The following is an 18,948-nucleotide window of genomic DNA, read 5'->3' as shown; positions in this document are numbered from 1 at the left end:
GATCAGCCCCGGGTCAGCTTCTTGTAGGTGGCACGGTGCGGACGTGCGGCGTCCGCACCCAGCCGCTCGATCTTGTTCTTCTCGTACGACTCGAAGTTGCCCTCGAACCAGAACCACTTGGAGTCACCCTCGTAGGCGAGGATGTGGGTGGCGACCCGGTCCAGGAACCAGCGGTCGTGGGAGACGACCACGGCCGCACCCGGGAACTCCAGCAGCGCGTTCTCGAGGGAGGACAGCGTCTCCACGTCGAGGTCGTTGGTCGGCTCGTCGAGGAGGAGCAGGTTGCCGCCCTGCTTGAGGGTGAGCGCGAGGTTCAGGCGGTTGCGCTCGCCGCCGGAGAGCACACCGGCCGGCTTCTGCTGGTCGGGGCCCTTGAAGCCGAACGCGGAGACGTACGCGCGGGACGGCATCTCCACCTGCCCGACGTTGATGTAGTCGAGCTCGTCGGAGACCACGGCCCACAGCGACTTCTTCGGGTCGATGTTCGCGCGGCTCTGGTCGACGTACGAGATCTTGACGGTCTCGCCGACCTTGATGGACCCGGAGTCGGGCTCTTCGAACCCCTGGATCATCTTGAAGAGGGTCGTCTTGCCGGCGCCGTTCGGGCCGATGACGCCGACGATGCCGTTGCGCGGCAGCGTGAAGCTCAGGTCGTCGATGAGGACCTTGTCCCCGAAGGCCTTGGTGAGGTTGTTGACCTCGACGACGATGGAGCCCAGGCGCGGGCCCGGCGGGATCTGGATCTCCTCGAAGTCCAGCTTCCGCATCTTGTCGGCCTCGGCTGCCATCTCCTCGTAGCGGGCGAGACGCGCCTTGGACTTGGCCTGACGCCCCTTGGCGTTGGACCGCACCCACTCGAGCTCTTCCTTCAGACGCTTGGCACGCTTGGCGTCCTTCTGCCCCTCGACCTTGAGACGGCTGGCCTTGGTGTCGAGGTAGGTGGAGTAGTTGCCCTCGTAGGGGTGCGCGCGACCGCGGTCGAGCTCGAGGATCCACTCGGCGACGTTGTCGAGGAAGTACCGGTCGTGGGTGACGGCGACGACGGTGCCGGGGTACTTGGCGAGGTGCTGCTCCAGCCACTGCACGGACTCGGCGTCCAGGTGGTTGGTGGGCTCGTCGAGAAGCAGCAGGTCGGGGGCCTCGAGCAGCAGCTTGCACAGCGCGACGCGGCGACGCTCACCACCGGAGAGGTTGGTGACGGGCCAGTCGCCGGGCGGGCAGCCCAGGGCGTCCATGGCCTGCTCGAGCTGGGTGTCCAGGTCCCACGCGTTGGCGTGGTCGAGGTCCTCCTGCAGCTTGCCCATCTCGTCCAGCAGCGCGTCGGAGTAGTCCGTCGCCATCAGCTCGGCGACCTCGTTGAAGCGCTTGAGCTTGCCCATGATCTCAGCCGCGCCGTCCTGCACGTTCTCCAGAACGGTCTTGGACTCGTCGAGCGGCGGCTCCTGCAGCAGCATCCCGACGCTGTAGCCGGGCGACAGGAACGCGTCACCGTTGGAGGGCTGCTCCAGTCCCGCCATGATCTTCAGAACGGTGGACTTACCGGCGCCGTTCGGCCCGACCACACCGATCTTCGCGCCGGGCAGGAAGCTCAGCGTTACGTCGTCAAGGATGACCTTGTCGCCGTGTGCCTTGCGCGTCTTGCGCATGGTGTAGATGTACTCAGCCAAGAGAAACCGTCCGGCAGCTTGAAATCTGGCAGTGGGCAGATACACCCCATCTTGCCGGACGGCTACCCCTCGGGGGAAACCCGTCCGGGCAGGGGGCTTTGATCTGGGGTTTTCGCCGGGAGGTCCCGGGGCGGGGCGCCGGCGGTGCCGTCGACCGGCAAGCGGTGCCAGTGGTCGGCGGGCGGCCGCGGCAGTGTTCTGTCGCGGCACGCCGCCCGTGGTGCCGTGTGGTGCGGTGCTAGAGCTTGGTCATCTTGGCGTAGGGGCTCAGGATCCGCTCTTGTGCCGAGCCGAAATCCACGAGCGCGGCGATTCCGTCCTCGATGCCGATCACTCGGCCGAGGCCGTACATGTCGTGTGTCACCTGGTCGCCCACGGCAAAGTGCTTGGGCACGAGTGTTGCCGGCGCCTTGAAGGGGCTGGTGGGCAAGTGACGCTTCGGTGCAGAAGGTTTTGTCATTGCCTTCAGTATGCGCCTGGATCGGGGTGGAAATCGGCTGGAGTCCGCGGTCGGGGCTCTTCCGGGGTCTCGCGGGTGGACCGGAACAGGTTGCACGACCGGTACGACGCCCCGGATTCGCCGCCTGCCCGACGGCCGTCGACGCTGCGGAACCGAGTACGGCCGGCGCTGGACGATCCTCCGCCCGGCCCGCTCCGGGTGCCGAGCCTCCGTGCGGGGCAGGGACACGATCCGCTGGGTGTTCTGCCTGGTCATCCACGCCGCGAGGACGGGCGGGCGCGGGTGGTGGAGCTTGACCGGCGCACCGTCGACGCGGCCCTCGATGCCGTCCGGCCGGTCGGCCTCACGCGGATCGAGGCCCTCGCCGCCGACGCCCCGCTCCTCGATCACCGTGCCGGGATCACGCCCGCCGACATCGTGCTGCTCTGCGGAGTGTTCGGAAACATCACGGATTCGGACATCGAACGGACCGGCGACGCGTGCACCCGGCTGTGCGCGACCGGAGGCCGGGTGATCCGGACCGGGAAGCGCAAGGCTCCGGACCGGATGCCGCTGATCTGCGGGAGTTCGGGGCGCGCGGCTTCGGGCGCGAGTGGCTCACCGGCGAGGAGCAGTCCCCGTCCGTGGGCGTGCACCGCCTCCGCGGGCGGTCCCGGCCCCCTCGGCCGGGCGAGCACGCCTTCACTTTCCCTGGCCGGCGCTCCTTGGCCGGCTGCTCCTTGGCCGGCGCTGTCCGTGCCGTCAGCTCTGTGAGCCGTTCTCCTTCCGGCCGACGAGCACGAGCGCGGCTCCGCCGATGACCACCAGGCCGATGGCCGTGCCCGCGATGAGCGGGGTGGCACTGCTGCCGCCCGTCGCGGCGAGGTCGGTGTCGTCCACGGTCGAGACGCCGCCCACCGTGGCCGGGCTCGGTTCGCTCAGGGTCTGGGTGGTCAGGCCTGCGATCTCGTCGGTCTGGGTCCGGCAGTCCAGGACACCGGTGAACCTGTTCTGGTCCCCCTGGGGGCCGACGATCGAGAAGTCGTACGCCTGGTCCTCCTGCAGCGGGATCGTCACCGTCAGGGACCCGCCGGCGGGGATGGTGTGCTGCAGACCCATCAGCTCGAACGTGAAGGCCTCGTCACCGCGGTTGGCGGCGGCGATGTCGACGCCGGTCTTCGTGCAGTTCTTCGCGGCGGACAGTGCCGGTATGGCGCCCTTCTGGGCCCAGGTCGCGCTCGCCGTCGCCGACACCGTGGACTCGCTGGAGCCGGCCAGGATCTGCGTCTGGCTGCGGCTGTCTGAGGTGAAGGCGCGGCCGACCGGGACGGTGGTGGAGGCCTGCACGGTCAGCTCGGCCGAGCCGGCGGCCGTGTCGGCGGGCACGTCGAAGAACAGCTGGCTGCCGTCCGACACCGCCGTGAGCGGCTTGCCGTCCTCGCCGACGATGCGCACCCCGCTGGTGGCGGCGTCCACCGGCGGCGTCACCGTGGCGCTCGTCGCGTTGGTGTGGACCGTCACCGGGCCGAGCAGCCCGCCCGGGCGGCCGGACACGGCGGGCGCGTCGAGGGTGAGGGACGCCGTGGGCTCAGGGACCACCCGGGCGGCCTTCTGCAGGTAGTCCGCGAGCCGCTCGGCCTGCGGGTCGACAGCGTCGACCGCCGCGCCGTCCGAGTAGCGCCAGATGGCCACCTGGGTGCCGGCGGCCGCGTCCTGCTCGGTGAGGCCGGCACCGATGCCGGCCTTGTCGGCGAGCGAGGCGAGATCGTTCACCTGGGGGTAGGAGTTCTGCAGGATCCAACGGATGCGGCCCGCGTTCCGGTTGGCGGCCAGCAGCGTGCCGCTCCAGGGCGTCTCGTGGTACTTGGCGTCTCTCTGCGTGGGGTTGTAGAGGTCGACGCAGTACGTCTGCAGGGTGCCGCCGCCGTCGACGGACATCTCGAACAGGCCGGCCGACACCTCCTGGTCCCCGCCCTCGGCGTGGACCAGGGCGGCGCCGTAGGTCTTGAGACCGCCGATCGTCGCGGTGGCCCCGCCCTGACTCTGCGTCACCTCTGCCGCGGCGGCCGTGCCCGCAGTGGCCAGCACGCCGACGGCGACGAGGCCGGACGCCACGGCCGCCGCCGCGAGACGGACCGGGCCCCGCCCGCGAGCGAACAACGCGGAGATCGAAGAAATCACACAATTCCCCTTCGAGCAGGACCGGTTGATGTGGGGGTACGGTCCCACCAGCAGAATCAGAAGCCCCAGTGAGCTACGTCCGGCATCCTAGAGACGCCGCGCACCACGCCTGCCGGTCATCTCGTCGGATCACCGATCCGACTCGGAATCGTTATCCCCAAGATCGACCACTGGTGAGGCATGTCGACTTGTCCACTTGGCGGCTCCACGCAGATACGCCGAAATGCCGCAGCCCACTGTTGACTGACCGTCACCATCGCACTCCGCTGCGGATCGTGAGGCCGCTCAGGTCACCGCCGCGGGCTCGCGACGCCGTGCGTCGTCGGACTTCGCCTCCGCCGCATCGGCGACCGGAGTCTCCCAGTCCGGCTCGGGCTGTGCCGGCGGTCCCGCCCCCGCGGGCTCGGCACGGCCCTGCCGCCGGAAGGCCGACGTCCCCCGTGCGATGTCGTGACCGATCGCCACGGCGTCGATGTCCGCCGAGGTCCAGCTCTGCTGCCCCTCGCGCGACTCCGTGCGCACCTTCAGCCTGCCCTGGACGATCACCGGATCCCCGACGTTCAGCGAGGCCATCGCGTTCTGGGCCAGTTGCCGGTTGGCCCAGACCGTGAAGAAGTTGGTGTGGCCGTCGGTCCAGGCGCTCTTCTCCCGGTCCCAGTAGCGCGAGGTCACCGCCAGCCGGAACCTCGCCGACGCGCCCGCCGCCAGGTCCCGGTAGACCGGCTGCGTCGCCACGTTGCCCACCGCGCAGACCAACGTCTCGTTCATGCGAACCCCTCCCTCACGCGGACGGTCGCGCCGCCCGGTCACCCGCACGGGCCCCTCCCGTACGGCTGCGTCCGCCGCGACGGCCGCGGTGGCCTTCACCGCGTGCCGTCAGCGCCGTTCGCGGCGACCGCGTCCGTCGCGACCGCCGCGAAGCCAGACTGCCTCCGTCGGGCCGGACCCCGCCGAGCCCTGTGGACCACCGCCCGCCTGTGGAAAACTCCGCCACCCGGACGAGTGATCAGCGCCCGTGCTCCCGGTGATCACCCCGGCGGAACTGCTACGCCGTCGTCCGACGTCCGGTCCCAGGGGCTCCACCCCCCTTGTGGACCACCGCCGTTTCACCGTGAGCCGGTTCGCTGGGCGCGCCGCGCCCGTGCGCCGTCTCCCCTTCGCCGCGGGCTCCCTTCGCCGCGGGCCCGGTCACCGCGCGACCGATCGCCGCGGGCCGGGTCGCCGCGGCCCCCTTCACCGCGGGACCGATCATCACGGGCCCGTGCATCGAGACGGGCCCGTGCATCGAGCGTCCCTCACCGCGCTCCGGCCACCGCCCCCGTGACCCTGGCGTACTGCTCCCGCACCTCCCGGTAGCGCAGCAGCTCCGCGGCCACCGGGTCCAGCACCCGGGCCCGTCCACAACCGGCCGCAGCCTCCCGCAGCCGGCGTTCCGCGTCGTGCCCGTACCGCCGGGCCGGTCCCCGGGCCGCCATGCGGCAGCTCCACTCGACCAGCGGGCCGCCGATGATGCCGGACACCATCAGCAGCACCGGAACGCCGAGGTTCGGGGCCATGACTCCGACGATCTGGCCGACCAGCCACAGTCCGCCGACGACCTGCAGGAGCGTCATGCACGCCTGCGCCAGGACGGCGACCGGCCACCAGCCCGGCCGGGGCGGTCGTCCCGGCGGCAGACCGGCCCGCGCCGTCAGGTCGTCCAGCGCCTCGGGCAGCCCCTGCGCGCCGCGTACCGCCGCCTCCCGGACGGCCTGCGCCCAGGGCGTCGGCAGCCCCGCCGAGGCCCGTTCGGACACGGTGCGCACCGCCTGCTCGACGCGCTGCCGTGCCGTGGCCTCCTCGTCGGCCTGGGCGCGGAGCGGCAGCCGCCCGGTGGGAGGGTCGCGCCGGTCCTGCTGCCAACGCCACAGCCGCAGCCAGGGCGTCCCGCACGCGCGGTTGGCGTTGCGCAGCCAGGCGCGCTCGGCGGCCTCGCCCGCCGCGGTGGCGCCCACCGCGTCCGCCAGCAGGTCGGCGAACTCGTCCCGCGCCTGCTCGCTCAACCCGATGCGGCGTCCGGTGGCGTAGACGGACCGCAGTCGCCAGGCCGCGGCGTCCACGTCGGCCGAGATACGCCGGGCGGCGGCGCCGCGCTCCGCGACGAACTGGCCCAGCGCCTCCCGCAGTTCACCGACTCCGTCACCGGTCAGCGCGGACAGCGCGAGCACCGTGGCGCCCGGTTCGCCGTACTCGCCGAGGGCGACGCCGTCCTCGTCGAGCAGCCGCCGCAGGTCGTCGAGGACCAGCTCGGCGGCCTCGCCGGGCAGCCGGTCGACCTGGTTGAGGACGACGAACATGACCTCCGCGTGTCCGGCCATGGGCCGCAGATACCGTTCGTGCAGGACGGCGTCGGCGTACTTCTCCGGGTCGACGACCCAGATGACGGCGTCCACGAGCGCCAGCACCCGGTCGACCTGCTCGCGGTGCTGCACGGCCGCCGAGTCGTGGTCAGGCAGGTCGATCAGGACGAGCCCGCGCAACTGCGCCTCCGCCTCGGCGGTCTGCACCGGCCGTCTGCGCAGCCGGCCCGGGATGCCGAGCCGGTCGATGAGGGACGACGCGCCGTCGCTCCAGGTGCACACGATGGGCGACGACGTGGTCGGCCGGCGGACGCCCGTCTCCGAGATCGTGACGCCGGCGAGGGCGTTGAACAGCTGTGACTTGCCGCTGCCGGTGGCGCCCGCGAGGGCGACCACGGTGTGTTGCCCGGAGTGCCGGCGCCGGGCGGCCGCCTCGTCCAGGACCCGGCCGGCCTGGGCGAGTGTCCTGCTGTCGAGGCGCGTGCGGGAGAGCCCCACGAGTTCGCGCAGCGCCTCCAGCCGTGAGCGCAGCGGTCCGTCGTAGACGAGCGGGGTCGAAGGCAGGGCGCCTCCGCCTCCGCCGGACCGGGCCGCCCTGTCGGCCGCTGCCGCCTGCTCGGCGGCGGCGGCCTCGTTCACGCGGCGGGCGATGAGACCGTCGTCCCAGGCGTCGGCCGAGTCCTCGTCGGCGTCCGCGTGGGACGTGCCCGCGGACGAGGGCCTGGACGGGTCAGGGGCCGGGGCGGGGGCGGGGGCGGGGGCGGGGCCGGCGCTCGGACGAGGCAGGGCGTCCTCGGTGCGGTCGGCCACGCGCGCGTGCCCGGTCGGCTCCTTCGCCGAGGCGTCCGCCTCTTCGGGCAGGTCGCCCCCGTTCTCCGGCTTCCTCCCCTCCGGCAGCTCGCTCTCGGCGCGCTCCTGGACTTCGCGATCATCCTGGTGACGCAGCCGGTCCTCGCACTCCTGGTGCTCCTGGTGCTCCCGGTGCTCCCGGTGCTCCCGGTGCTCCTGATGTCTTTCCGGGTCTCGTCGGCCTCCGTGGGACGTGTTCTCGTGCTTCTCCTGGTCCGTGTGGCCTGTCTGGTCCGTGTGGCCTGTCTGGTCCCTATGGCCTGTCTGGTCCCTATGGCCTGTCTGGTCCCTATGGCCTGTCTGGTCCGTGTGATCCTGGTCAGTGACGGCGGTCACCGGTCACCTCTCCTTCTGCAGTACGGACAGCGCGGCGATGAGTTCGGCCTGGGGTTCGGGGTGGACTTCTAGTCCGTCGAGGGGAGCGAGTCGGCGTTCGCGTTCGGCGTGCATGACCCGGTCGAGGTGTTCGGCGAGCAGCCGCCCGCCCCGGTCGCGCAGCCGCAGCGCCCCGTGCGCGCCGAGCCGCTCGGCGAGCCCTTCGCCGGCGGAACGCGCCCTGCGGCCGCCCAGCAGCGCCGTGGCGACGAGAGCGGCGACCGACTCCGGATCGGGCGTGGCACCCCGCTCCAGGCCGCGCACCTCGTCCTCGGCGTACTCCTCCAGCTCGCGCCGCCACCGTCGGACGGCGAGGCCGATGCGGTGCTCGGCGCTCTCCGCGGAGGCGTCATGGTTCGTCAGCGCCGCGGCTTGCGAGGCCGGTTCGCGCCGCCAGGCCTCGTCGACGCGTTCGTCGGCGGCGGTGACCGCGCACAGCAGCAGTGCGGCGAGGCTCTCCACCAGGGCGTCGAGGAGTTCACCGGCGGTGCAGTCCAGCGGGAAGGCCCGCCAGCGTTTGAGCGCGTCGCCGGCGACGACCGCGCCGCTCTGCAGACGACCCCGCACGCGCGTGTACTCGCTGTCGTACGCGCCTTCGACGGCCGAGGTGAGCCGCAGCGCGGCCGCGTACTGCGCGGCGGCGGCGCCGGCCAGTTCGGGCATCCGTGCCTTGAGGGACTCGAGGACGCCGTGGGCCGTGCGGGCGAGGGCGTGGTTGCGGGCGGCCGGGTCCTGGGCGTGGTGGACGAGCCAGGAGCGCAGCTGCGCCACCGCGGTGGCCGGAAGCAGCCCACCGCCCCAGGCCGACTCGGGCAGTTCGGGGACCGTGAAGCGCGGCACATCGCCCAGCCCGGCCTTGGTGAGCAGGGCGCCGTACTGCCTGGACACCTCGGAGACGACCTGGTGGGGCACCCGGTCGAGGACGGACACGAGCGTGACGTCGTACTCCTTGGCGGTGCGCAGCAGGTGCCAGGGCACGGCGTCGGCGTAGCGGGATGCCGTCGTGACCATCACCCAGATGTCGGCGGCGCAGATCAGTTCGGCGGCGAGTACCCGGTTGTCGGCGACGAGTGAGTCGATGTCGGGCGCGTCGAGAAGGGCGAGACCGGGCGGGAGCGTGTCGGCGGTCTCGATCCGCAGCACGGGTCTGCCGTCCTCGCCGGTGAGCAGCAGATCGTCCGCCGACTCGTGATGAGGGGCCCACGCGCGGGCGAGGCCGGGCAGCACCCGCATGCCGCTGAACCAGTGATGGTCCTCCGGGTGGCATACGAGCACCGGGGTCCGTGTCGTCGGCCGCAACACGCCCGCCTCGCTGACGCGTCGCCCCACCAGGGAGTTGACGAGCGTCGACTTGCCGGCGCCGGTGGAACCGCCCACCACCGCCAGCAACGGCGCGTCGGGTTGCCGGAGCCGCGGCACCAGGTAGTCGTCGAGCTGGGCTAGCAGTTCGTCGCGGTTGGCACGCGCGCGCGGGGCCCCTGTCAGGGGCAGCGGGAAGCGTGCGGCGGCGACACGGTCGCGCAGGGCGGAGAGTGCGTCGAGCAGCTGAGGCCTTACGTCCAAGGTCACCACACGCGAAGAATGCCCAATTTTAGGGGATTTATGAAGCATATAGGCATGTCTGCGCGCCGATAGGACACAAGGGACGGAAGGCGCGAGTGGGACAGAGGCACTGCGCAGGCATAACGAGTGCACAACACCCGTGGCCAGGGACGCCAAAAGCGGTGCACGATTCGTACCTGCCTGCGATTATCAGGACCGCTTCACCGAACCTCCACATTGAGCCACGGAGGCGAAGCAACCAGGACAAGGAACCGGGAGCCCTATCCTTGTCCCCGGCAACGTCACGGATCAGCCCACACCCGGGCAGCACGTACGAGGCCACCACACCGGCCCCCGTAGCTCAGTGGATAGAGCAGGCGCCTTCTAAGCGCTTGGCCGCAGGTTCGAGTCCTGCCGGGGGCGCAAGTCTCCGCCCTCCCTCCGGGAGGGCATTTTTGCTGCTCAGAGCAGTTTCACTCCACACGCCGAAGCCCCGGCCCCTCCCCGATGACCAAGGGGAAGGTCCGGGGCTGCCCGGCTGTAACCGGGTTTTCGCGGGTGGCTGTGTCGACTACGTGCCGAAGTTTGGGGGAGAGGCGACAGCCAAGTCGCCGGTCGCAGTGCTGACCGATTACATGGCCACAGGTCAGGGACCCGGCCCGTCACTTCTTCGGCCACTACGACCTGGCGGCCCCTGCTGGAGCAGGTGGCGAGGGTGGCCACGGCCCGGATTCGAACCGGGGTTTCCGCGTCGAGGCGAACCCGAGCGCGACGTCTTGGGCCGCTAAACGACTCGTGAACAGGCAGATCGTACCGACTCAGAGACTGGCGAGCCCATCTCTTTGCCAGGGGTGACACCTCAAGGCACGGGCTCAAGTCGAGCCCATCACTGGGCACGGTTGGCCACCTACGTCCTGGATCGCCGGATACGGCCAAATCGCGACCTACTGGGATCCGGTCAGGTCCGCTCACACTCAAACACATGGGGGCGATTCAGGATCGTGACCAGTCGGCATGCCATCGCTGCGGGGAGACCGGCCACGCCGTGCGTGAGCGCGGACGGTTCGGCCTCATGGCGAGCTACTGCCAGGGGTGCTGGAACACCCTCGCCAACGAGATGGCCGAAGCCGATGGGGCCACGGCCACACCCAGACCGGATCCCGACCCCGACGACGTGACATGGATCGAGCCCCCTCTTTGCGCAGAATGCGGAGCATTGGTCCGCATATATCCCACCAACTACGATCGATGGGTCAGTCTCGCCATGGTGGAGTTGCCCGCCAAAGACGTCCCAGAGGCATTCAGGTGGCGTGTGACGAGACTTCCGGGGCGATCCCTCATCCCCACGGATATTGTGGCCGTACGTGTCCGTGGAATCGATCCGCTACCGAGCGAACCCGTCGTGCCGGCTCACCGCATGATGTGCATCCCCGAGTGGGGAGAGCCGTAGATCACACGGCCGCGAGCAGGCGGCCCGGCCCGGCCCCGTGCCCTCTGCGTGCCCGATCGAGCAGCGACCGGCGGGGAGTGGCGGCGAACACCGGAGAGGGATCCGAGAACCCGCCCGTCAGCGACTTGCCGGCTCAGCCCGCGGTCCGCATACGCGATCTTCCAAACTGGCTGCGCGATCGGCCGACCGCGCTCCCGGCCGCGTTGTACCCTCCGGCTTCAGAGAGGGGGATCTCCATGGTGCACCTGGCACGGCCGGACGCCCGCCTGCGGACCCGCCTTCGGGGCTATCTCCTGCTGAGCGCATGGTTCGGCCTCGTGGCAGTCGCGGCACACAAGTGGGTCCCGGAGACTTGGGGGCAGGCGATCGAAACGGCGATCACCTTGTCCGTAGGTTGCGTCACCTGGCTTGAGCTTCGCGCGTGGAAGTACCGGCGCCGAACTGGGCCAGGGCTCGAACCGTAGGTGCTGAGCAGTACAGCGAAATACAGCATCGAGGATTCGTGGCCCGGTCTCCGGGCCGTGCCACTCTCGTGCCAGAACGAGCGGGGAGCAGCGGGGAGCAGCGGGGAATCAGGGTACGCAAGGCACACACGCCCAGCATCCGCGCAAGGCAGGGAATCCGCAGGTCAGAGCCATGATTACCCAGCCTCGCTCCTAAAGCGGTGCTTCACATCTGGCGGGTGAGACCATCCGTGGATGGCAGACGCACAGCTCCCCCCTGGATGGTCTCTCCAGCAGATCCGTGACGTATCCGGGGACGAAGAGGCTGTCGCCCTGGATGCAAACCGGGCGGTGAAGTGGGTAGCCCGCCCCGGAGCCCCTGACGAGGTCCTGCCCCCGGAGATCGTTCTCGGGTTCCACAGCCTGTGCCTCGTGAAGCCTGTTGACGATGACGACTGGTACATGGGCAGCCTGTACGACGACGGCAGCATCGACTGTTGGGCAGCCTACGCCGATCTGTATGAGGCGCTGCGCGGTCTGTAGGGGGCCCGGGCTGCAGACTTCCGACATCTACGGCTGACATCAACAGCGCGGACGGAGGCGTACACCAGCGTCCCTGTCCGGCCGTGGCGCCAGCCGTTGGCAGCAACGAGTGCGGACTCGGATCGCACTACTGAAAGCGGACGTCACACGTTCGAATGCTGCCGGAGCGCGGGGTGGCGCGAGGTCAACAGGCGTCGTACTTCCATGCGTCGCCCTCAACCGTCCACGGCTGTCCCTGCTGGTCGAACTTCGGCAGGCCTTTTACCTTGTACGAGACGCGGCCCTTGTCTCCTGAGACCGTCGCGTGCACGTCCGTCGGCGGGTGGTCGGGCCCGTGGTCCTTCGCGGCCTGCTCCACGGTGGCCGCGTACGTGGCCGGGTCTGCCTTGGCGCGACAGCGCTTCGACAGGAAGGCGTACGCCCCCTCCCCGACCCCTCCGAAGTAGAGGTTCACGTACGTGCCCGCGACGCGCTCCAACTCGACGGCGCCGGGCGGAGTCGGGGTGGCGGTCGGCGTCTCGGCGGCCGTCGCGGGGCTGCTGTTCGGGGCGTCCGCTTTGTCGTCGCTGGACGATGAACAGGCGGCGAGGGTGACGAGCAGGGCGGTGGTGAGTGTGATGGTGGCGCGGGTACGCATGTGTCCCCCATGAAACGGTGTGCTGGAGGGGCATGGTGCCACGCCGGACATGGTTGGGGCCCCGCCCGGGGAATTCGGCGGGGCCATGGGACCAGTCTGCTCTCGTCGGACGTGTGGCGGGTGGTGAAGACTGCGCCGGCTCGATCCCCTGGGAAGACCAGGAAGGCCGCCTCAACCACTCGGCCGACGAGGTCGGTCGAGACGCGTGATCGCCAGAACTGGCGCGACGGAGTTGGTTCGAAGAGTCGATGACTCGTCCGGTGCCGGCAGACGGGCGCAGACCGATTCCTGGACCGCGGCCGGCGGAGGGCCGAGTACGGCGAATCCGGGAGCGCCCCTGAGCAGCAGCTCCGGCCCAGAGCCGCTCCCTCAGGCTTCGTTGCCGACAGCAGGCAGTCTGGCCGTGTCCAATATGCCGGATCAATACGTGATACCGACTCGGCGGACTTCGTACGCTGTTCAGCGACACGGACTTGAGGTGCAGTCCCCGTCAGACGCGGCCCACCGCCTCGGCACGAACTGAAACGGATGGTGAGAGCTCTGATGCAGCGATGAGGGACGGGGGCACGGGGGCCACGGGGGGGCGCACTTACCTTTGGCGTCGGATGTACCAACCCGCCACCAGCACGATGAGAGTGGCAACCACGAAGGCCCACACGGTTGTTGCGCCGTGGTAGGAGCGGTAGGCGATCAGAGCGAGCATGTTCAGGCGGATACCCCGGGCGGACGGCTTCAGCCGATACGCGTCGCCCGCTTCTCCGCCGAATGCCGTCGAAGGCGGCGCGCACGTCCGCGACGCAGCGAGCATGGGCGGCCCAGCCCGACCTGAGCCTGCCGTTGGCGGCGGACTGCCGGAACTTTGAGGAACACGGGGGCGCGATGCGCAAGAAGCATGTGCGGAAGATGCTGCGGAACATGGCAAGCGGGGAGCCCGTGCGGCTGACCGTCTCCATGTCGTCATGGGAGGGACTCGCCCGACTCGCCTTCTTCGCCGAGCAGTTCGGGTACGCGTACGCGGACGTGCAGCTGACCGACGACAACAAGTTCGCGCTGTTCATCGTGCCCGACCCCGGTCCGCAGGCCCGACAGCGCGCTGCGCGCAATTGGGAGCGGTACCCGGGCGCGGGCGACGGGGTCTCGCTGCCGCCCGTCGTACCCGACGCGATCGAGATCCTCAAGGCCCGCATGGTGGTCGACAGCGGAAGTCAGTACAGCGACAAGGTGCGCATGGGGCTCGCGGTGTTCACCCTGACCGCGTTCGCGGCGGCCATCGGCTTCAGGCTCCGCGCGGACTCCGTCGCACTCGTCGTCGTCGGCGTCGTGTGGGCCGCGCTCATGGCTCTGCTGCCCGTCCTGCTCGTCCACGGCCGCCGATACCGAACCCGTCACGCGGCCCGCCTCCAGGCCGCCGGGTTCACACCGGTGACCGACCGGGGCGGTCGGCTGCGGTACGTGCCGCCGGGCGGGCAGCTTCCCGGACACGGCAATCCGTTCGCCGGAGGGTCGTGACGGCCGAAGCGACCGCGCCACCGCCGTTCAGCGGCTGTGCGCGGCGAGTATCGCCGAGCCGTCGCGCGGGACGACCCGCACCTCTCCCGGGCCGCTCACCGCGCCGCGCGCCGCGAGCCCCGTCGCCGCCTTCACCTGTGTCACCGCTGTCGCCTCTGTCACCGCCATCGCCACCGTCGCAGGGTGCACGCCGTCGACGAGCAGGTCCGCCATGCGCAGGTCGGCCGGGCGCAGGTTGGAAACGCGCAGGTCAGGAGGGGCGGCCGACGGGGGCGGCCAGACGAGCACGGCCGGAGGCGCTGCCGGCGGCGACACCTTCAGTGCGCGCAACGGCATCCGCAGGCCCACGCCGAGGGCCTTCAGGACGGCTTCCTTCCTGGTCCAGACGCGCAGGAAGGCGAGGCGGCGCTCGGCGGGAGGAAGGGCGTACAGGGCGGCGAGCTCGGTCCCGGACAGTGCGGTCCGTGCGGCGCCGTCCACATCGACGGGCGCCTCGCCGTCCTCGACGTCGAGGCCCACGGATCCGTCCGAGGACACCGCCACGCCGACGACCGCGCCGCTGTGGGTCACGGAGAAGTCGTACGGCACAGGGGCGTCCGGCAGGTCCAGCCGGACCTTTCCGTGCGGTCCGCCGCAGCGGGGACACACCCGGCGCAGCGGCACGTCGGCCGGGGGCAGGTGGAGCAGCTCGCCCAGGAGCAGACGGCTCAGGGCGCAGCCGGCGAGAAAGCGGGCCCGGTCGGCGGGGGCCACGGTCTCGTCGTGACGGCCTCGCTCCACGGGATCGAGGAGCGTCAGCAGATCGGCGTGGGCGTCACCGAGGCGCGCCCACGCGACCTGCACGGAGATCACGGGCCCGGTTCCGGAAGGAAAGGAACGGGTCAGTGCACGGCGCGCAGCATGCGCGTCACGTTGATCCGTGTCGGCGAGAGGCCGAGTTCCACGCTCTGCATCATCCGCTCGCCGTTCAGCCGGCCGTAGGCGAGGAGATCCACGTTGGCCAGGCTGAATTCGGGCCAGGTGTGAATGCTCAGGTGCGATGCGGAAAGGAGCAGAATAGCGGTGACGGCACCGTTCGGAAAAACGTGCGACGCCTCACCGAGAACCGTGGCGTTTCCCTTTTCGGCGGCCGTGCGCAGCACCTGGAGGAGGCGCTCCTCGTCGGTCAGGATGCTGTGATCGCTCACCCATACGTCGACCGCATAAGAGCACAGATCGTCGACGTTTATACCCTCGGTGGCGAGGTCGGTGGAGTTGGTCATGGGGAACCGGGGGTGACGAACAGCTTCCCCCGTCTCCTTTCACATAGGCGCTCGGTGGCCCCCAGCGTAGCATCCGGGATGCCCTACGGCTCGCGCGCGCCCTCGGTCAAGGGCGGCCGGGGGCGCTCAGGGCATTTCTGCAGCAATTCTCCCGGACCGTTTCGCAAGCCGTTACGGATACGGTTACAGAATTCTTTCCGTGAACCGTGAAGCAGCAATCCGAAATCACCGCAGCACCGCTTGCCGAACACACCGGAAACCATTCTTCGAATTCCCCTTTCGCACCGCGATCCCGCACTGTTTCCGCAGTGTGGGAGTGGGTCCGGTCGGCTGCCTACCAGCCCGTATACTGGATGGTCCCGCAATCGATCGAACAGCTTGCCTGGAGCAGCATTGTGACCAACGCGCGTCGGCACCCTGGGAGCAGCACCGCCGAATCCGTGCTCACGGAAGTCGCGGAAGCCGTCCGGCTCCAGGAGGGTCCGCCGGGAGTGCGGTCCGTCCTGCGCGCCCTGCGCCGGCTGGCCCCCGCCTCCACCAAGGACCTCAGCCGGGCCACCGGCCTGCCCGTCCCGATCGTCGCCGCGCTGGGGAACGAGCTGCGCCGACGCGGCCTCGTCACCACGCAGCGCCCGTCGCGGCTGACCGAGGCCGGTCAGGAGCTCGTCGCCCGGCTCGGCATGGACCTCGTCCTCGACGCCACCTGCCGCGCCTGCGACGGACGCGAGCTGGTCATCCCCGACGTGCTGGACGAGGCCGTGCGGCGGCTGCGCGCGCTGATGGAGTCGGGTCCCGCCGCCGACATGGCGATCGACCAGTCGCACTGCACGGCCGAGACCAAGGTCCGCCGGGTGCTCGCGCTCCTCACGGCCGGCGCGCTGCCGGGCGGCTCGCTCCTGCTGATCGGGGACGACGACCTGATCTCGCTCGCCGTCGCCGTGGTGGGAGACGTGCTCGGCGGCCCGATCGTCGAGCAGGTCACCGTCGTGGACATCTCGCAGGAGATCCTCGACCACATCCAGAAGACGGCGGCCGGTCTCGGCACGCGCGTGGAGACGGTCCAGCACGATCTGCGGCTGCCGCTGCCCGCCGCGCTGCACGGGCAGCACGACGTGGCCATGACCGACCCGCCGTACACCCCGGAAGGCGCCCGGCTCTTCCTCTCCCGCGCCGTGGAGGGCCTGCGGCCCGGTCCGGCGCACAGCGTCTTCTTCTCCTTCGGCGGCAAGAGCCCGGACGAGATGCTCGAGGTGCAGCGGGAGATCATGGCGCTCGGCCTGGTCACCAACGGCTACATCCGCAACTTCAACGAGTACGAGGGCAGCGGCATCCTCGGCGGCGTCGGCTTCTTCCAGCATCTCCTGACGACCACCTCGACGGCCCCCTCCCACCTGGGCGAGTTCAGCGGACCCCTCTACACGGGCGACAAGCGGACCCGGCAGCGCGAGTACACCTGCGCGGCGTGCGACGCCCGGATCCGCGTCGGCCCCGGCGCCCGCTGGACGTCGGTGGCCGCCCTGCGCGCCGACGGCTGCCCGACCTGCGGCAAGGGCCCCTTCCGTCCCGGCCGCCTGGTCCCCGCGGAGGAACCGGCGCCCCCGGCGCCCCAGGACACGGCCCCCGCCCCGGCGCCCGTGACGGCCCCGACGTCCGTAGCGGCCCAGGCCCCCGTGACGGCCCCCACTCCCACACCTGCCGCCACCGCCCCTGCTCCGACGCCCACCCCCGCCGCAGCGACCACCGCCGGACGCGTCCACGGCTGGCGCGCCCCGGGCGACGACGAGCGGGCCGCCCTCGCCGAGCGGGCGCAGCCGTACGTCACCCGCCAGGCCGACGAGCGCGACCTGCCGGCGATCGGGCGGTTCGAGGCCGAGATCGCCCGGGTCTCCTTCGGCGAGGACGCCATCGACGACCCCGAGCGATGGGCGGCCCGGCTCGGCCGCGCCATGGAGAAGTCGAAGGAGGGCATGATCGTCGCCCACGGGCCGGGCGGGGAACCCGTCGGCTGGTGCTGGGTGAGCATCAACCAGAACGCGATGACCGGCGACCGCTACGCCAACTTCCGCTCCCTCGCGGTGTCCCCCGTCGACAACCGCAGCGACGTCGCGGAACTCCTGCTCACGGCGGGCCTGGAGTTCTGCCTGGCGAACGGCATCACCGAGGTCGTCGGTCGGGTGCACGTGGGCAACGTCCCGATGCGCACGGTCTACCGCAAGTTCGGCTTCGACCCCACCAGCCTGGCGATGAAGCTGTTCCTGCCGGAGCAGGACGGCGTGCGGTGAGCGGCACGGAGGGCCTCGACCCCGACCGGGTCAAGTGCGTCGTCTGGGACCTCGACGGCACGCTGTGGGACGAGATCGCCGTCGAGTCGGCCACCGACGCACTGCCCGTGCCCCGACCCCGGATGCTCGCCGCGATCGACGCGCTGGCGGCCCGCGGTGTGCTGAGCAGCATCGCCAGCCGCAGCGCCCCCTCGGTGCTCGGCCGGCTGGAGGGCGTGCCCGACCTGCGGGCGCGCTTCCTCGCCCCGCAGGTCTCCTGGCAGGACAAGAGCGAGTCGCTGCGCGCGATCGCGAAGGACCTCGGCATCGCCGTGGAGGCCCTGCTCCTGGTCGACGACTCGCCCTACGAGCGTGCCGAGGTCGAGGCCCTGCTGCCGGGTGTGCGCACCCTCGACCCCGCGGAGGTCCCCGCCCTGCTGGCCGCCTTCGAGGGCCGGGAGGAGACGCCGGAGTCCCGCGCGCGCGTGCACCGCTACCGCACCGAGGAGACCCGCCGGGCCGAGGCCGAACGCTTCCAGGGCACCCGCGAGGAGTTCCTGCGCTGGTGCGGTATGCGCCTGACCGTCGGCGCCGCCACACCCGAGGAGATCCCGCGCGCGCTGGAACTCGCCGCGCGCACGCACCGGCTGAACTCCTCCGGCCTCACCCCCGACCGGCTGCGCGAGCTGGCCGGCTCGGCGGGACACCACCTGTTCACGGCCGCCATGACGGACCGTTTCGGCGACTACGGCGTCATCGGCGCCGCCCTCGTCGACGGCACCGCTCCCGCCGTCCGTTCCGTGCCGCTGCTGGCCCTCTCCTGCCGGGTGGCCGGACGAGGCGCGGCGGCGGCCTTCCTGTTCCGGCTGATGGAGCGCTCGCGCGCGGCCGGCGCCGAGGAGTTCCGGGTGACGCTGCGCCCGACGGACGCCAACCTCGAGATGCGCATCCTGCTCCGCCAGGCGGGCCTGCGCCGCACGGACGACACCACCGACGCAGCCGTGGGTGCGGCCGCCGGCGCCGCGGGTGCGGTTCTCGGCAGGTCCCTGCACGGCGACCTGCCCGAGCCGCCCGCATGGCTGCACGTATCCGACCGAGAGGACACAGAGGCGTGAGCGACACCCCGGACCGGGCCGCGGTGGAACGGGAGATCCGTTCGATGATCGCCGAGGCCGCCCGACTCGACGAGACCTTCGTCGCGGAACTCCCCGCCGACGCCGACCTGTTCGGTCCGCGCATCGGCCTCACCTCGTTGGCCGGCGTCGCCCTGCTGGGCGCGATCGACCGGCGTTACGGCGTCGACGTGGCCGCACTGGACCTCAGCCTGGACAGTCTGCAGTCCATCGCGACCCTGGCCGACTTCGTGGCGGCGTGTCTGCGGTCGTAGTGGCCGGCCACCCGTCTGCACTACTCCCGGTTCAAAAAGGGTGATCCGTACGGACGCCCCGTGA

General features: G+C 70.9%; 16 protein-coding genes and 2 tRNA genes. 8 read left to right on the top strand and 10 right to left on the bottom strand.

Annotated features, from left to right (window positions below; translation table 11 throughout):
• Positions 1-2: 2 nt before the first annotated feature.
• Together ettA and OHS82_RS27305 are read right to left on the bottom strand one after the other, a co-directional pair.
• Positions 3-1,667, bottom strand: a complete 1,665-nt coding sequence (gene ettA, locus OHS82_RS27310) for an energy-dependent translational throttle protein EttA (RefSeq protein WP_057574613.1) — start codon at positions 1,665-1,667, stop codon at positions 3-5.
• A gap of 238 nt (positions 1,668-1,905) precedes the next feature.
• Positions 1,906-2,127, bottom strand: coding sequence for a hypothetical protein (locus OHS82_RS27305; RefSeq protein WP_057574844.1), 222 nt, complete (start codon positions 2,125-2,127; stop codon positions 1,906-1,908).
• A gap of 282 nt (positions 2,128-2,409) precedes the next feature.
• On the opposite strand from OHS82_RS27305, the gene OHS82_RS27300 reads away from it, so the two are divergent.
• Positions 2,410-2,880, top strand: coding sequence for a hypothetical protein (locus tag OHS82_RS27300; protein ID WP_328434717.1), 471 nt, complete (start codon positions 2,410-2,412; stop codon positions 2,878-2,880).
• On the opposite strand, the gene OHS82_RS27295 is transcribed toward OHS82_RS27300, so the two are convergent.
• From OHS82_RS27295 to OHS82_RS27280, 4 genes are all read right to left on the bottom strand, one after another.
• Positions 2,869-4,287, bottom strand: coding sequence for a TQXA domain-containing protein (locus tag OHS82_RS27295; protein WP_328434716.1), 1,419 nt, complete (start codon positions 4,285-4,287; stop codon positions 2,869-2,871). The genes OHS82_RS27300 and OHS82_RS27295 overlap by 12 nt on opposite strands.
• A gap of 285 nt (positions 4,288-4,572) precedes the next feature.
• A complete protein-coding gene (locus tag OHS82_RS27290; protein WP_057574610.1) occupies positions 4,573-5,055 on the bottom strand; it encodes a single-stranded DNA-binding protein in 483 nt (160 codons plus the stop codon).
• A gap of 527 nt (positions 5,056-5,582) precedes the next feature.
• On the bottom strand, positions 5,583-7,811 hold the full coding sequence (locus tag OHS82_RS27285; protein ID WP_328434715.1) for a YfjP family GTPase: 2,229 nt from the start codon (positions 7,809-7,811) through the stop codon (positions 5,583-5,585).
• Positions 7,812-7,814: 3 nt separating this feature from the next.
• Entirely contained in the window at positions 7,815-9,422 is a 1,608-nt protein-coding gene (locus OHS82_RS27280; protein WP_057574608.1) for a dynamin family protein, read from the bottom strand.
• 320 nt (positions 9,423-9,742) lie between these two features.
• On the opposite strand from OHS82_RS27280, the gene OHS82_RS27275 reads away from it, so the two are divergent.
• Positions 9,743-9,815: transfer RNA gene (locus OHS82_RS27275), tRNA-Arg, on the top strand.
• Positions 9,816-10,108: 293 nt separating this feature from the next.
• Here OHS82_RS27275 and OHS82_RS27270 read toward each other — a convergent pair.
• A tRNA-OTHER gene (locus tag OHS82_RS27270) sits at positions 10,109-10,193 on the bottom strand.
• Between the two features lie 181 nt (positions 10,194-10,374).
• On the opposite strand from OHS82_RS27270, the gene OHS82_RS27265 reads away from it, so the two are divergent.
• Both OHS82_RS27265 and OHS82_RS27260 read left to right on the top strand, forming a co-directional pair.
• Positions 10,375-10,842: a DUF6083 domain-containing protein gene (locus tag OHS82_RS27265; protein WP_328434714.1), complete on the top strand. Its 468-nt coding sequence runs from the start codon at positions 10,375-10,377 to the stop codon at positions 10,840-10,842.
• 698 nt (positions 10,843-11,540) lie between these two features.
• Positions 11,541-11,828 carry a hypothetical protein gene (locus OHS82_RS27260; protein ID WP_057574607.1) on the top strand — a complete coding sequence of 96 codons (288 nt, stop codon included), beginning with the start codon at positions 11,541-11,543 and terminating at the stop codon, positions 11,826-11,828.
• A 184-nt stretch (positions 11,829-12,012) separates the two neighbouring features.
• Here the strand turns inward: OHS82_RS27260 and OHS82_RS27255 are convergent, their stop codons facing one another.
• Positions 12,013-12,465 carry a hypothetical protein gene (locus OHS82_RS27255; protein ID WP_328434713.1) on the bottom strand — a complete coding sequence of 151 codons (453 nt, stop codon included), beginning with the start codon at positions 12,463-12,465 and terminating at the stop codon, positions 12,013-12,015.
• Between the two features lie 879 nt (positions 12,466-13,344).
• On the opposite strand from OHS82_RS27255, the gene OHS82_RS27245 reads away from it, so the two are divergent.
• Positions 13,345-13,974, top strand: coding sequence for a hypothetical protein (locus tag OHS82_RS27245; protein ID WP_328434712.1), 630 nt, complete (start codon positions 13,345-13,347; stop codon positions 13,972-13,974).
• Between the two features lie 27 nt (positions 13,975-14,001).
• Here the strand turns inward: OHS82_RS27245 and OHS82_RS27240 are convergent, their stop codons facing one another.
• Together OHS82_RS27240 and OHS82_RS27235 are read right to left on the bottom strand one after the other, a co-directional pair.
• Entirely contained in the window at positions 14,002-14,826 is an 825-nt protein-coding gene (locus OHS82_RS27240; RefSeq protein WP_328434711.1) for a 4'-phosphopantetheinyl transferase family protein, read from the bottom strand.
• 29 nt (positions 14,827-14,855) lie between these two features.
• Positions 14,856-15,236, bottom strand: a complete 381-nt coding sequence (locus OHS82_RS27235) for an S-adenosylmethionine decarboxylase family protein (protein WP_057574603.1) — start codon at positions 15,234-15,236, stop codon at positions 14,856-14,858.
• Between the two features lie 440 nt (positions 15,237-15,676).
• Here OHS82_RS27235 and OHS82_RS27230 point away from each other — a divergent pair, with 440 nt between their 5' ends.
• Genes OHS82_RS27230 through OHS82_RS27220 form a run of 3 tightly spaced genes read left to right on the top strand, consistent with a single transcriptional unit; the run spans position 15,677 to position 18,884 of the window.
• Positions 15,677-17,518 (top strand): GNAT family N-acetyltransferase, encoded by a 1,842-nt coding sequence (locus OHS82_RS27230; protein ID WP_328434710.1) that lies wholly within the window; start codon positions 15,677-15,679, stop codon positions 17,516-17,518.
• A complete protein-coding gene (locus OHS82_RS27225) occupies positions 17,515-18,612 on the top strand; it encodes an HAD-IIIC family phosphatase (RefSeq protein WP_328434709.1) in 1,098 nt (365 codons plus the stop codon). The genes OHS82_RS27230 and OHS82_RS27225 overlap by 4 nt, the downstream gene beginning before the upstream one ends.
• Positions 18,609-18,884: an acyl carrier protein gene (locus OHS82_RS27220; RefSeq protein WP_057574600.1), complete on the top strand. Its 276-nt coding sequence runs from the start codon at positions 18,609-18,611 to the stop codon at positions 18,882-18,884. The genes OHS82_RS27225 and OHS82_RS27220 overlap by 4 nt, the downstream gene beginning before the upstream one ends.
• Positions 18,885-18,948 lie beyond the last annotated feature (64 nt).

Source organism: Streptomyces sp. NBC_00425 (assembly GCF_036030735.1).
Classification (GTDB): domain Bacteria; phylum Actinomycetota; class Actinomycetes; order Streptomycetales; family Streptomycetaceae; genus Streptomyces.
This window is presented reverse-complemented; position numbering and strand designations above follow the sequence as displayed.

Bases quoted from the DNA above. Each gene is read 5' to 3' on its own strand.
- OHS82_RS27305 (WP_057574844.1), bottom strand. From the start codon at position 2,127: ATGACAAAACCTTCTGCACCGAAGCGTCACTTGCCCACCAGCCCCTTC.
- OHS82_RS27290 (WP_057574610.1), bottom strand. From the start codon at position 5,055: ATGAACGAGACGTTGGTCTGCGCGGTGGGCAACGTGGCGACGCAGCCG.
- OHS82_RS27265 (WP_328434714.1), top strand. From the start codon at position 10,375: ATGGGGGCGATTCAGGATCGTGACCAGTCGGCATGCCATCGCTGCGGG.
- OHS82_RS27260 (WP_057574607.1), top strand. From the start codon at position 11,541: ATGGCAGACGCACAGCTCCCCCCTGGATGGTCTCTCCAGCAGATCCGT.
- OHS82_RS27255 (WP_328434713.1), bottom strand. From the start codon at position 12,465: ATGCGTACCCGCGCCACCATCACACTCACCACCGCCCTGCTCGTCACC.
- OHS82_RS27245 (WP_328434712.1), top strand. From the start codon at position 13,345: ATGCGCAAGAAGCATGTGCGGAAGATGCTGCGGAACATGGCAAGCGGG.
- OHS82_RS27235 (WP_057574603.1), bottom strand. From the start codon at position 15,236: ATGACCAACTCCACCGACCTCGCCACCGAGGGTATAAACGTCGACGAT.